12 protein-coding genes, 12 tRNA genes and 1 rRNA gene are annotated in these 11,491 nt (G+C 48.2%); 6 read left to right on the forward strand and 19 right to left on the reverse strand.

Features of this window, described 5'->3' with window-relative positions; all coding sequences use genetic code 11:
* Positions 1-54: 54 nt before the first annotated feature.
* Positions 55-963, reverse strand: a complete 909-nt coding sequence (locus ACFORK_RS25030; protein ID WP_379204240.1) for a LysR substrate-binding domain-containing protein — start codon at positions 961-963, stop codon at positions 55-57.
* Between the two features lie 197 nt (positions 964-1,160).
* Here ACFORK_RS25030 and ACFORK_RS25035 point away from each other — a divergent pair, with 197 nt between their 5' ends.
* The 4 genes from ACFORK_RS25035 to ACFORK_RS25050 are packed head-to-tail and all read left to right on the forward strand — an operon-like array spanning position 1,161 to position 6,447.
* The gene (locus ACFORK_RS25035) at positions 1,161-2,141 is read left to right on the forward strand and encodes an ABC transporter ATP-binding protein (protein WP_379204242.1); all 981 of its coding nucleotides are present in this window, start codon (positions 1,161-1,163) and stop codon (positions 2,139-2,141) included.
* A gap of 42 nt (positions 2,142-2,183) precedes the next feature.
* On the forward strand, positions 2,184-3,272 hold the full coding sequence (locus tag ACFORK_RS25040) for an ABC transporter substrate-binding protein (protein WP_379204244.1): 1,089 nt from the start codon (positions 2,184-2,186) through the stop codon (positions 3,270-3,272).
* Between the two features lie 5 nt (positions 3,273-3,277).
* Entirely contained in the window at positions 3,278-4,963 is a 1,686-nt protein-coding gene (locus ACFORK_RS25045; RefSeq protein ID WP_379204246.1) for an ABC transporter permease, read from the forward strand.
* Positions 4,960-6,447, forward strand: a complete 1,488-nt coding sequence (locus ACFORK_RS25050; protein WP_379204248.1) for an MBL fold metallo-hydrolase — start codon at positions 4,960-4,962, stop codon at positions 6,445-6,447. Before ACFORK_RS25045 ends, ACFORK_RS25050 begins: the two co-directional genes overlap by 4 nt.
* Before the next feature lie 80 nt (positions 6,448-6,527).
* Here ACFORK_RS25050 and ACFORK_RS25055 read toward each other — a convergent pair whose 3' ends face one another.
* From ACFORK_RS25055 to ACFORK_RS25075, 5 genes are all read right to left on the reverse strand, one after another.
* Complete coding sequence (locus tag ACFORK_RS25055; protein WP_379204250.1) at positions 6,528-6,938, reverse strand: stalk domain-containing protein; 411 nt, start codon at positions 6,936-6,938, stop codon at positions 6,528-6,530.
* Positions 6,910-7,308 (reverse strand): hypothetical protein, encoded by a 399-nt coding sequence (locus ACFORK_RS25060; RefSeq protein WP_379204252.1) that lies wholly within the window; start codon positions 7,306-7,308, stop codon positions 6,910-6,912. The genes ACFORK_RS25055 and ACFORK_RS25060 overlap by 29 nt, the downstream gene beginning before the upstream one ends.
* Positions 7,295-7,495, reverse strand: coding sequence for a hypothetical protein (locus ACFORK_RS25065; RefSeq protein WP_175371818.1), 201 nt, complete (start codon positions 7,493-7,495; stop codon positions 7,295-7,297). The genes ACFORK_RS25060 and ACFORK_RS25065 overlap by 14 nt, the downstream gene beginning before the upstream one ends.
* 2 nt (positions 7,496-7,497) lie before the next feature.
* Positions 7,498-7,779, reverse strand: a complete 282-nt coding sequence (locus ACFORK_RS25070; RefSeq protein ID WP_175371819.1) for a hypothetical protein — start codon at positions 7,777-7,779, stop codon at positions 7,498-7,500.
* A 486-nt stretch (positions 7,780-8,265) separates the two neighbouring features.
* The gene (locus ACFORK_RS25075; RefSeq protein WP_379204268.1) at positions 8,266-8,787 is read right to left on the reverse strand and encodes an ArpU family phage packaging/lysis transcriptional regulator; all 522 of its coding nucleotides are present in this window, start codon (positions 8,785-8,787) and stop codon (positions 8,266-8,268) included.
* A gap of 273 nt (positions 8,788-9,060) precedes the next feature.
* Between ACFORK_RS25075 and ACFORK_RS25080 the strand changes: the two genes are divergently transcribed.
* Positions 9,061-9,489 carry a helix-turn-helix domain-containing protein gene (locus tag ACFORK_RS25080; protein WP_379204255.1) on the forward strand — a complete coding sequence of 143 codons (429 nt, stop codon included), beginning with the start codon at positions 9,061-9,063 and terminating at the stop codon, positions 9,487-9,489.
* A 61-nt stretch (positions 9,490-9,550) separates the two neighbouring features.
* Complete coding sequence (locus ACFORK_RS25085; RefSeq protein ID WP_379204257.1) at positions 9,551-9,964, forward strand: ImmA/IrrE family metallo-endopeptidase; 414 nt, start codon at positions 9,551-9,553, stop codon at positions 9,962-9,964.
* Between the two features lie 278 nt (positions 9,965-10,242).
* On the opposite strand, the gene ACFORK_RS25090 is transcribed toward ACFORK_RS25085, so the two are convergent.
* The 13 genes from ACFORK_RS25090 to rrf all read right to left on the reverse strand — a co-directional run.
* A tRNA-Pro gene (locus tag ACFORK_RS25090) sits at positions 10,243-10,316 on the reverse strand.
* Positions 10,317-10,330: 14 nt separating this feature from the next.
* Positions 10,331-10,404, reverse strand: a tRNA-Gly gene (locus tag ACFORK_RS25095).
* A gap of 12 nt (positions 10,405-10,416) precedes the next feature.
* Positions 10,417-10,490, reverse strand: a tRNA-Pro gene (locus ACFORK_RS25100).
* 11 nt (positions 10,491-10,501) lie between these two features.
* Positions 10,502-10,578 (reverse strand) — tRNA-Arg (locus ACFORK_RS25105).
* Positions 10,579-10,585: 7 nt separating this feature from the next.
* Positions 10,586-10,660: transfer RNA gene (locus ACFORK_RS25110), tRNA-Gly, on the reverse strand.
* 7 nt (positions 10,661-10,667) lie between these two features.
* Positions 10,668-10,751 (reverse strand) — tRNA-Leu (locus tag ACFORK_RS25115).
* A gap of 16 nt (positions 10,752-10,767) precedes the next feature.
* Positions 10,768-10,840: transfer RNA gene (locus ACFORK_RS25120), tRNA-Lys, on the reverse strand.
* A 70-nt stretch (positions 10,841-10,910) separates the two neighbouring features.
* Positions 10,911-10,985 (reverse strand) — tRNA-Gln (locus ACFORK_RS25125).
* Between the two features lie 52 nt (positions 10,986-11,037).
* A tRNA-Val gene (locus ACFORK_RS25130) sits at positions 11,038-11,113 on the reverse strand.
* Positions 11,114-11,153: 40 nt separating this feature from the next.
* Positions 11,154-11,228, reverse strand: a tRNA-Glu gene (locus tag ACFORK_RS25135).
* Positions 11,229-11,237: 9 nt separating this feature from the next.
* A tRNA-Thr gene (locus tag ACFORK_RS25140) sits at positions 11,238-11,313 on the reverse strand.
* A gap of 1 nt (position 11,314) precedes the next feature.
* Positions 11,315-11,390: transfer RNA gene (locus ACFORK_RS25145), tRNA-Asn, on the reverse strand.
* A 5-nt stretch (positions 11,391-11,395) separates the two neighbouring features.
* Positions 11,396-11,491, reverse strand: a 5S ribosomal RNA gene (gene rrf / locus ACFORK_RS25150); the annotation flags it as partial.

Genomic DNA, 11,491 nt, shown 5'->3' on the forward strand with positions numbered 1-11,491 from the left:
CATTAATACAGTCATTTCATCATAATGTATTTCTACATATTATACGGGATATCGTCAATTGCGTATTCCACTCTGCTCTTTTGACTGCAGAAGATCTATAAATATTCCCATAAGTGGAGAGAAAAATCGGTCCCGGTGATAGGAGCAGAAAATATGCCGCTGGAAGTGATAATTGGGAATACTTCGCATCACTAGCCTTCCCCTGGCCACCTCATCCTCTACTGCCATTCTGGAGATAAAAGACACATGTTTTCCACCCAGCAGGGATTGTTTGATGGCTTCCAGTGAATCCAACAGCAGCGAAGCCCGTGGTTCGAAACCTCCCTGCTGGAACCATTTATTGGTCAGTTGCCGTGTGCTCGACTCCATGTCGTGAAGAATAAAGCTTGCAGATGCAATCTCTGCCGGCTGCAGCACGCTTCGGGAAGCCAGAGGATGGTCGGGTGAAAAGACAAGCACCAGTTCATCTTCGCATAAAGAGCTACTGATAAGGCCTGGCTGTTCAAAACGCTCGGTGGAGAGTATGCCGAGGTCAATCTCATGGCTCAGCAGCATCTCCTTGATAGCGAGGGAGGGCTTTACTGTCAAAGAAATTGTCGTTTTGGGGTAATGCTCGTTGAACCCACCCAGAATTTCCGGCAGCAGATAAGTGGCTGGTACATAGCTTGCGCCGATTTTTAGCGTACCACGCCCCGCGTTCCCGAACTCCTTCACCACCCGCCCAGCTTCTGCGGCCAGCGCATTGATTTTGACAGCATAATGGAGGAAGGCCCGCCCACTTTGCGTCAGGATCATTTTGTCCATCCTCGATTCAAACAGCTTCTCACCCAACTGCTCCTCCAAATTCTTCAAATGATAGGTAACGGTTGGCTGCTTCAGCCCAAGCGCTTCGGCTACAGGTGTGATTTTCTTATGCTTGTCCAATAGCTCTACAATTTGCAATTTAATTAAATTCAGGTTCACTCTTATCCTCTCCCTCATACGGCTAGATCCATCCTAGCATAGAAAAATTCTATGAGTGTTAAGGGAATTGCATGAAAAAGTTAATAACGACGTTACACTGTGCAAACATACCGGGAAACCTTCTTCTTTACACTAAGTACATACCAAGACAATTGATCAAAAAGTAAAAATTAAATATTTATGACAGGGAGAAAGAAATGAACGAGTTGATCATTCGCAATCTTGCCAAAAGCTTCGGAGATGTTCAAGCCCTGAAGCCGGCAACTCTACACATCAAGGCAGGAAGCTTCACGACATTGCTCGGACCGTCCGGCTGTGGCAAAACCACGTTGCTCCGTCTGCTCGCAGGTCTTGAGACACCAGATGCAGGAGAGATATTGGCGGATGGCGAGCCCATTTATTCAGCTTCCCGGAGAGTCAATCAGCCGGTTCACCGCAGAAACTTCGGGATGGTCTTTCAAGACTTTGCGCTCTGGCCGCATCTGAGCGTCTTCGAGAATGTTGCCTTTGGACTGCGAGCAGCAAAGCAGAAACAGGATTTGCGTGGAAGGGTGCTGGAGGCGCTACGGACAGTCAGGCTGGACGGGCTGGAGGAGCGATATCCTCACCAATTATCAGGCGGACAGCAGCAGCGGGTAGCCTTTGCCAGAGCAGTCGTTACACGCCCACGACTTGTCCTCTTCGATGAGCCGCTGAGCGCTTTGGACGCCATACTTCGTGATGAAATGCGAGTCGAACTAATCTCGCTAGTCAAGAACATTGGGATTACGGCCTTATATGTAACTCATGACCAATCCGAGGCCATGTCGATGTCAGACGAAGTCGTGGTCATGCAAGGCGGCCATATTCTCCAGAGCGGATCACCTGAGGAAATCTACCGGACGCCAGGGCATCCTTTTGTCGCACGATTCATTGGTAAATCTAACTGGGTCATCCCGGATCAGCAAATGCTTCGTCCAGAACAGCTCCGCTGGTCCAAGGAGGACGATGCCAATCTGTCCTTTCATGGAACCATCAGGCACGTCAGCTATATGGGCGATCGTTACGAAATGATCCTGGATATGCAAGAGATGGGGCAATGGATTGCCTATCATGAACAGCGGCTGCGCGTCGGCGATAACGTATGTCTGTATGCTTCTCCGGGGCAAATTCACAAGCTGAATTCATCCGGAAGATAACTTTTGCAATGAACACCAAACTATTATATGGAGGTATTATCAATGAAAAAATGGGTCAATCAGAAACGGATCAGTAGTCTTCTTCTCACCACAGTTTTGGGACTAAGCCTTGCAGGCTGCGGCAACGCCAACACTCCATCGACAACAGATGCGGCCAACAATAATGGAGCGACCGGGAGCACAACTGCGGATCCAACCGCCTCTCCTGCTGGGACAAGCCTTAGCGGTAGCCTCGTCGTATATAGCGCAGGCCCTGAAGGCCTGGCGAACAAGATCAAGGAAGGTTTTGAAGCAAAGACTGGAGTAAAGGTTGAGATGTTCCAAGGCACCACCGGTAAAATCCTTGCCCGCATGGAAGCGGAAAAATCAAATCCGGTCGTAGATGTCGTGGTTCTGGCCTCCCTTCCTTCGATGCAAGGAATGAAAAAAGACGATTTGCTGCTTCCATATAAAGAAGCCGTTAACTCGGACAAGCTGGTGAGCGACTGGTCTGATCCAGACGGTAGCTATTTCAGCTATAGCGCCTCCGCACTTGGCATTGTTTACAATACGAAGAAAGTAACTACTCCTCCAACTTCCTGGTCGGATCTCGGCAAGCCAGAGTGGAAAGGACAGGTTAACATCCCCGATCCATCGCTGTCTGGCTCGGCGCTTGATTTCATGACTGGGTATCTTAGTGCCCAAGGAGAATCCGGCTGGGACCTCTTCAAGCAATACAAAGCTAACGGAGTAGCGATGGCTGGCGCTAACCAGGAAGCGCTTGATCCAGTAATTACAGGTGCGAAGTCCGTAGTCGCTGCAGGTGTGGATTACATGGCTTACAAGGCAAAGGCTGCCGGTGAGCCGATCGATATCGTCTATCCTGCGGAAGGAACGGTCATCAGCCCACGTCCGGCTGCAATTATCAAAACAAGCCCAAATGTAGACAACGCCAAAGCTTTTATCGATTACCTGCTTTCTGATGAGGCCCAAGCCATGGTCTCCAAGGCATACCTTCTGCCAGGCCGCACAGATGTTAAAGCTGAGGGACGCGCCAACCTGGAAGAAATCAAGACCTATGATGTGAAATGGGACTGGATGAACGACCACGGCGATGAGGTCTCCACTACCTTTACGGATCTGTTCAAATAAGCATTATGAAGAAGTCTTCTGTACGTCCCTTTCAATGGAGAGGGGGCAGTCTGGCACTGGGGATATTGGCGATCCTGGTGCTGCTGCCGCTGCTCCTCATTTTCTGGACAAGTATTTATCCAGGCGGCAGGCTTGATATTGCTGCTCCCTTAAAGACCATTATGAACAACAGCGGATTGATAGAAGTTCTATTAAACTCGCTAGGTCTGGGAGTTAGTGTTATTGCCCTGACTACCGTCTTCGCCCTTCCACTAGCCTGGATTATGGCGAAAACGTCTATCGGGCGTCATCGCTGGCTGGATGTCGTTCTGTTGATTCCTTTCATGACACCGCCCTATATCGGTTCTATGGGCTGGATGCTGTTTATGCAATCCGGGGGTTATATGGAGCAGTTGCTGCCCGCTTCAGCGGCGGTTACTCCCTATTTTTTCTCCTACTGGGGCATGGTTCTGATAATGAGTCTGCATTTATTCCCTTTTCTCTATCTTCTGCTGCGTAATTCGCTGCTGCAGATTGGCGGCAGTCTGGAAGAGGCCGCTGCGGTTCATGGCGCATCTTTTGCTTATAAGAGCAGAAAAGTAATCCTCCCCTTGTTATTATCCAGTTATGGGCTGGGCGCGCTGCTGATCTTTGTCAAAACGATTGCTGAATTCGGAACACCAGCAACCTTTGGCCGCAAAATCGGTTTCTATGTTCTCACCTCCGAAATTCACAGATACATCGCCAGTTGGCCGATTGATTTCGGTAAAGCTACCTCATTAGCTTCAGTATTGCTGGGGGTATGTTTGGTCATGTGGTATATCCAGACCTTGATTAGCAGTCGTTACTCCTACCGTCTGGTTGGCGGCAAAGGAATGCGTAGCAAAAGCAAAAGCAAAACCTCAGGGGGACTTGCAGGTCTGGCCAGTTGGGGGTATCTAGTATTCCTGTTAATTGCTTCGATTGGGGTGCCTTATTTCTCCATTATTACCGCTTCGCTGCTCAAACTGCGGGGAGAAGGCTTGTCTTGGGGGAATTTGACGCTGAATCATTATCGGGAGCTGCTGTCCCCCGGTTCTCCGGGAATGCACGCGCTAATCAATAGCTTAGGCCTGGCCGTGGCTGCTTCTTGTATTGCAGTAATTCTAGGCACCTGGTTTGGACTAACCATTGGCAAAGCCACGTCATGGAGGCAGAAGCTCACCGACCTTTTCAGTTTACTGCCGAATACCGTGCCAGGTATTGTACTAGTCGTGGGCCTAATTCTGTTCTGGAACGCTCGCTGGATGCCTATTCCGCTTTACAATACGTACGGCATGGTCGTACTGACTTATGTAGTCTTGTTTCTTCCTTATACCGTGCAATATGTAAAATCAAGCTACGGGCAGTTGGACCCCGCCCTGATGCAGGCGGGCCAAGTGTTCGGCGGCAGCCGGATATATGTCTTTAGGCGTATCCTGCTGCCGCTGATCCTGCCCGGCATGGCCGCAGGCTGGATGATGACCTTCACCATTTCCAATCGGGAATTGGTCGCCTCATTACTCATTCTGCCCCCTTCTATGCAGACATCGGCAACTTATATTTTCGCCCAGTTTGAGCAGGGTGCTGTCGCGCTCGGCATGGCTATGGCCGTCGTGTCTGTCGGCATCACCACCGCCTTGCTGCTGGCGATCGAATATCTAAACCCTGACAGAAAGCGGAGACAACGATGACTACACTAACTATATGGGGGGGCGCCGGGGAGCATGGGCGCTCCTCTTATCTTATCAGGAACGATCAAGCCGGCATTCTGCTAGACTGCGGAGTCAAAAAAGAAGCCGGCAGTGAATATCCATTGCTGGAAGTAGAGAAGATACCGGAGCTGCAGGCTGTATTCCTCTCCCATGCCCACGAGGATCACTCGGCTGCGCTGCCTCTGCTCTATAAATACGGATATAAAGGAAAGGTATGGACGACCCGGGAGACGGCGCTTCAGCTGCCGGATTATTTTACGGCTTGGCGTAACTACGTGACTGCAGGACCAACTCCCCTTCCTTTTGAAGAGGCAGATTGTGCAGCGATTGAGTATGCCTACCTGGAGGAACATACTGCCCCTTTAACATGGCTTAGTCTGACTCCAAATCTTCGTGTGATGTGGGGCCGCAGCGGTCACATGACCGGATCGATCTGGGTAGCTCTGGAGTGGGACGGTAAAATCATCTTCTTCTCTGGCGATTTCACTGGGGAATCCCAGTTGCTGGGGGTGGATGAACCGGGGTTGGGTTTGTTCCCTGCTGCCGTGCAAAAGAGCGAGGAGAACTCGGCTGAGAAGACAGTCGGGGAGAAGTCGGAAGAAATAGTTAAAGCGACACCGAAAACGGCAACTGAAGAGATAACTAAAAAGACAAATGTAGGAATAAATGTAGAGATAGACGAAGAGACCTTAGGAGAAGCAGGTGCAATGACCCTAACCGTTGAAAAGATGTCCCAATGTTCTATAGATCTCGCTATCATCGATGCTGCCTACGGCGTTGATCCCGAGACCCAGAGTGACAAGCTGCTACAATTGGCGTCCGCAATCCGCAGCACACTGGAGATAGATGGGACCGTACTGCTACCCGTTCCGCTCTATGGACGGGGTCAGGAGCTGCTCGTCTGGGTCGCGGAACAGTTCCCGGATACAACACTAATCGCAGAAGAAAGACTGCTCACACCTCTACGTGAACTTGAACAAAGCTCCTTCTGGCTCAGAGAGACAGCAGCCTCGCGTATTCAAGCACTGCTGAACAGTGACAAGCTGCACATCGTCTCAGATTCGGACCAGCGTAGGCAGGCTATGGCTCAATCAAATGGAACTGGAGCTATCATATTTACAGAGGATGGCATGCTAATCTCTTCCACAGCCCGCTGGTATTACGATCAGTTATCGACCAGCCGCAGCAGTCAGGTTATCTTCACTGGGCATCTACCGGCTGGCAGCTTTGCACAGGGACTGGTGACGTCCCCTCCTGCTGACGGGCCTGCCATTTCCTTAATCCGCTACAAAGTCCATCAGGGCCTGCCGGATATCCTAGACATGCTGCACAGCATTCCCAGCCATCAGAATGTACTCGTTCATGCACCCGATCATCATAATCGGCAGGCGATCACCCTGCTCCAAGAGAAGGGCGCTGCCGGATTGCATGCTCTTTTACCTGGAGACCAACTGCACTTCTAATTGAATCCACTTCTATGTAAAAGGCTGATACAACGGAATCTGCGATTCCTGTATCAGTCCTTTGTGTATTGCTCATTTTTTTAACGACTGCATGTAATTTCCACCGTCTTGGTCAGTGCATCGTAGCCCGTGACCTTCGCACCCAGTGATTCAACAAGCACTCTCACCGGCACATAAGTCACTCCCTTATCCAAAAGACCCTCAGCAATTTTAACACCATTAACTTTTACTGTGGCTAATTTTTTTTCTTCCATAGTCTGCTCCTTCGGCTCTTGTTGCGAAGTGATTAGTGACAATGGACCCCGGCTTGGTACGATCTTGTGTATACAGCGCATCCTGTTCGGCAATTGTACGCGCCCATGTGTGATAACAATAGGGATGCCACGTGCAAAACAACGCTCAAACAATATTGTAGAAGCGGTAAGGATAACATGATGCAAACCGGAGAGCCGAGATGCTGATTTACTTTTCACCTGAGTCAGTATCAGCATAATGTTGTTCTTCCTTTCTGTACGGCTTTTTAATATGAAAAAATTGGTCATAAGTTCCCGAACGGGTCAATACAGCTAGAGCCAGCAGTCCCGCTGTCATTCCTAGTTGAGCAAAGACCCAGACATATTGCAGCCAGCCAACGAGTTGGGTTACATCCGCTCCGAGTAGCACTGCCATCCGTACCAACAGGACAACCAGCATTTTGAACGTGTATGCCAACAGAAACAAAAGCATCGCCAGCATGAACACGCTAACTACACCTTTTTGAAATCGTTCGTAAAAATATTCCCTGTGGCAATGAATGATGTACCATGCGCAGGCGATAGCAACGCTATACAGCACCAGTAGTACGATATCAATCATGTTCATGATGATCCCCTCGATCATAAACTAAATATTTGGCGAACCGGTTGCGGTGGATCTCCTCCTGAATTTCCTGAGAGACGTTCTTATAGTGGCTTATGGTCAGTGTAACGCTGGTTGAGGCCCTGCGAAGCTCCATCTCTTTATGTGCATGCCGGGGGAGAAGCAGCCGCTGAATCCATTGTGACAGCATCCCTAACTCCCCCTGTCTTCCGTATGGTCAATCTTCAATTTTTTGAGAACATCCAGTGTTGGCTGCATGAATTCAGAGCGTTCCTTGTCCAAAATCGCCTGCAATCGGTCCCTGTCCTCTTCAGCTCGATCCAGCAGTTCCCGAGGCACTAGATTCCCTTTAACAATCGCCCGCAGCAGAACCATGACCACGATCATCAAGATGAACGCCACAATATAAGCAAGGCCATACTTATCTGCTAATGGCAGCAGCTTCTCCAGTTGCGCAAGATCTCCTTGTTCCATCCGCCCGCTCCCTTCTGTGATGTTGTGTGAATCCTATAATTGTTGAAAAAGCCCCATCTCTTTCATCCCTCCCGTTCCTAAATAAACAAAAACGGATAGCGGACCTGATATCAGGTCCGCTATCCGTTTAAGAACATGGCAGCTGAGCCAAGGAACTTTTCACCGCGCTCTTAGTTTTTCAGCCTTTGTGGCCTGATGTGTAGTGGAGCATTCATGCTCCTGAGGTGTCCTTTTGCTTCGTTTGCCATGTTATAATCATACCCCCTTATTTCGTGCACAGAGACGGTGATACGGCGAACTTCAGCAGAGCTTAAGGATGGAATAGAGCGGTTTTTAGTAGGGAACACCCGTTCTATTTTAATGCATAGATAGTATTAAGCCTGTCCCTTATCATAAAAAAAAGCTGCATCACCCACATTGCGGATGATACAGCTTAAAGTTCTAATAGTTTCAATAATTCGAGGCCCCGATCAGTTCCATGGATCTTTAAAAGTGGCTGATACTCTCTAAGGAGGTGCTGCCTCTTTCTAGCTTCTGCGACTTTGACGTAGCTTTTAAAAGAGAGTCCAGTGACAACAGCCCAAGGTCGGTTAAAGCCAGCGCCATTTTATAAAAAGCTTTGGAACGTATCTTCACGTAAGTGTCCTTGCTAACCGGCGGATCAAACACATGATTGTATATCGTGTAATCGTATGTCTCATCTCTTCTCATATACCGTTCTCGCACCAGTTGTTGTTCTCTTGTGTCCAGCCTGTCCACCACCGTGTCAATCGCGGCACAATAAGCTCTACGAGCTGCGGGCACATCCACATTATGTGTGGCGAGCGCTACCGTCTGATCTGTAGTGACATTCGTAGGACCATGAAATCGTTCTGTATAGGAATAAGTGATACTTGCCTCCTTGGCCTCAAAAGTAACTGTTTTGAAAATACGATATTTCTCCAGCATGCTTTCTATAGTGATCTGTGTCCGGCGACGGTCCAGTTCAGGTAAAGAAGATAGGTTCAGCACAGCATACACTCCTTTGTATTATATTTGCAGTATTTCTCCAAGATTTGTGGTAAAATTCTACTTGTTCGTATTTTGTTCGCCTTTTTCAATAATATACCACCTCTCTTCCAATTCCGTAAAACCCGATTTAAGGCTGTATGCGCCGGTTAATAGCTATTTTCCATCACTTTTCTTGCCTTTTGGCAATAAAACAGTCTTTGTTATTTACCTCTTGGCAAAAATGGCTTATATTATTTACAGCAGCTAACAGTGCAGAAGGAGTGGGTAGTGATGGAACAAGCATTTGGCCGTTTTTTAAAAGAGCTTCGCGAACAAAGAGGACTAACCATCAATCAGTTGGCATCCGCAGCAGGTATCAGTGGTTCACAAATCTCACGGATCGAGAATGGTCTGAGAGGAATCCCCAAGCCGGCAACCTTACGCAAGATCGCTGAAGCTACAGGGTGTTCTTATGAGGAACTGATGGAACAGGCAGGATATATACAAGATCAAGGTGCTGCTGAAGCCGAGATCGTTCCTGAGTGGGCTACAAGTAAGGACAAGCGTGACTTCCGCAAAATGCTGGAGGATGACGGTGAATTGATGTTCGATGGTATTCCACTGGATAAGGAGGACAAGCAGAGGATTAAAGACGTGCTCACCGGGTTGTTCTGGGAGGCCAAACAAATGAATAAGCGCAAAAAGCCTAAACAGGATTAAGTGTTCGAGACTTCCCTAGGATACAACAACAAATACACTAAACGTACTGCAGGTGAAGACAATGGATGAATTGATTAATAATCTGATTAAAAAATATAAAACCAACTGCCCCTTTGAAATTTCCAGAGCACTTGGCATTCACATTCGTTTTATGAATCTGGGGACAGGTACGAAGGGATTATATTATCGAAAATTAAGAAGAAGATTTATCGTCATTCATAATGAACTGCCTGTAGAATGGCAGCGATTCGTTTGTGCGCATGAACTGGGGCATGACCGGCTTCACAAAGGTATTAACCGTTTTTTCCTGGAAGAGAACTCTTACTTCGCCCCTGGTAAGCTGGAGCGGCAAGCAAATGCCTTTGCAATTCAGCTGCTGACTGCCAACTCTGAGCCAGAACAGGATGAATCACATCAAGGCTACTACCTGAGACTAGGTATCCCACCAGAGGTACGACTTTTTTTACAGGATTAATTAGAATGTAATTGCACAGGTTTGTTCTATCAATTTATACTGCCGATTTATACTATCAATCAGATGATTTAAATTGAGCCTCATCCTAGAATTAAGCTACTCTCTAGACCTATTCTCTAGACCTATTAGATTTTTTAGATTTGTTTAGATTTATTTAGACTTCTTTATGATTCTCTTTGCTTCTAAAAAGTATAGTGTCTTTGGATATCTCTCTTGATTGGAACAGGTTATATAACAAAAAAACTCTTACCAGAGTAAGAGTTAATTCATAATAAGTATCGGGATGACACGATTTGAACATGCGACCCCCTGGTCCCAAACCAGGTGCTCTACCAAGCTGAGCTACATCCCGAAAGTATAAGATTATGGAGCGGGTGATGGGAATCGAACCCACGCTATCAGCTTGGAAGGCTGAAGTTCTACCATTGAACTACACCCGCAAAAATTTAAAATCGGGATGACACGATTTGAACATGCGACCCCCTGGTCCCAAACCAGGTGCTCTACCAAGCTGAGCTACATCCCGATAATATAAAATGGCGCGCCCTGAGAGATTCGAACTCCCGACCTTTTGATTCGTAGTCAAACGCTCTATCCAGCTGAGCTAAGGGCGCAAAATTATGGAGCGGACGACGGGAATCGAACCCGCGACCCTCGCCTTGGCAAGGCGATGCTCTACCGCTGAGCCACGTCCGCAAATAAGTGGTGCGCGTGAAGGGACTTGAACCCCCACGTCGTTAAACGCCAGATCCTAAGTCTGGTGCGTCTGCCATTCCGCCACACGCGCAAAGTACTAATAAAAGTGAGCCATGAAGGACTCGAACCTTCGACACCCTGATTAAAAGTCAGGTGCTCTACCAACTGAGCTAATGGCTCATAAGTTAGGTGTCCCCGATAAATAATCGGATTCATCACCAAAGCTTAACTTCACTTGTTTAGAGTGAAATGGCTGGGGATATAGGATTCGAACCTATGCATGACGGAGTCAAAGTCCGTTGCCTTACCGCTTGGCTAATCCCCATTAATGGATACCTATATATTATCCAATATCTCTTCAATACTGAAGATGATAATGGTGGAGGCTGAGGGGATCGAACCCCCGACCCTCTGCTTGTAAGGCAGATGCTCTCCCAGCTGAGCTAAGCCTCCATATGTATAGTGACCCTTGATGGGTAACGATAAGTAAAATTGGTGACCCGTAGGGGATTCGAACCCCTGTTACCTCCGTGAAAGGGAGGTGTCTTAACCCCTTGACCAACGGGCCTTAAATTTGTGGAGCTCTCAACCGGATTCGAACCGGTGACCTCTTCCTTACCATGGAAGCACTCTACCTACTGAGCTATGAGAGCATGGCTCCCCGAACAGGACTCGAACCTGTGACAACTCGATTAACAGTCGAGTGCTCTACCAACTGAGCTATCAGGGAATAATGCTTGGCGGCGTCCTACTCTCCCAGGACCCTTCGGTCCAAGTACCATCGGCGCTGGAGGGCTTAACGGTCGTGTTCGGGATGGGTACGCGTGGAAC

The sequence above is a fragment of the Paenibacillus sp. GCM10012306 genome (assembly GCF_042649265.1).
Taxonomy (GTDB): Bacteria; Bacillota; Bacilli; order Paenibacillales; family Paenibacillaceae; genus Paenibacillus_AQ.

Coding starts and splice junctions, on each gene's coding strand:
- ACFORK_RS25035 (WP_379204242.1), top strand. CDS start 1,161: ATGAACGAGTTGATCATTCGCAATCTTGCCAAAAGCTTCGGAGATGTT.
- ACFORK_RS25040 (WP_379204244.1), top strand. CDS start 2,184: ATGAAAAAATGGGTCAATCAGAAACGGATCAGTAGTCTTCTTCTCACC.
- ACFORK_RS25045 (WP_379204246.1), top strand. CDS start 3,278: ATGAAGAAGTCTTCTGTACGTCCCTTTCAATGGAGAGGGGGCAGTCTG.
- ACFORK_RS25050 (WP_379204248.1), top strand. CDS start 4,960: ATGACTACACTAACTATATGGGGGGGCGCCGGGGAGCATGGGCGCTCC.
- ACFORK_RS25055 (WP_379204250.1), bottom strand. CDS start 6,938: ATGCTGATACTGACTCAGGTGAAAAGTAAATCAGCATCTCGGCTCTCC.
- ACFORK_RS25060 (WP_379204252.1), bottom strand. CDS start 7,308: ATGAACATGATTGATATCGTACTACTGGTGCTGTATAGCGTTGCTATC.
- ACFORK_RS25065 (WP_175371818.1), bottom strand. CDS start 7,495: ATGCTGTCACAATGGATTCAGCGGCTGCTTCTCCCCCGGCATGCACAT.
- ACFORK_RS25070 (WP_175371819.1), bottom strand. CDS start 7,779: ATGGAACAAGGAGATCTTGCGCAACTGGAGAAGCTGCTGCCATTAGCA.
- ACFORK_RS25080 (WP_379204255.1), top strand. CDS start 9,061: ATGGAACAAGCATTTGGCCGTTTTTTAAAAGAGCTTCGCGAACAAAGA.
- ACFORK_RS25085 (WP_379204257.1), top strand. CDS start 9,551: ATGGATGAATTGATTAATAATCTGATTAAAAAATATAAAACCAACTGC.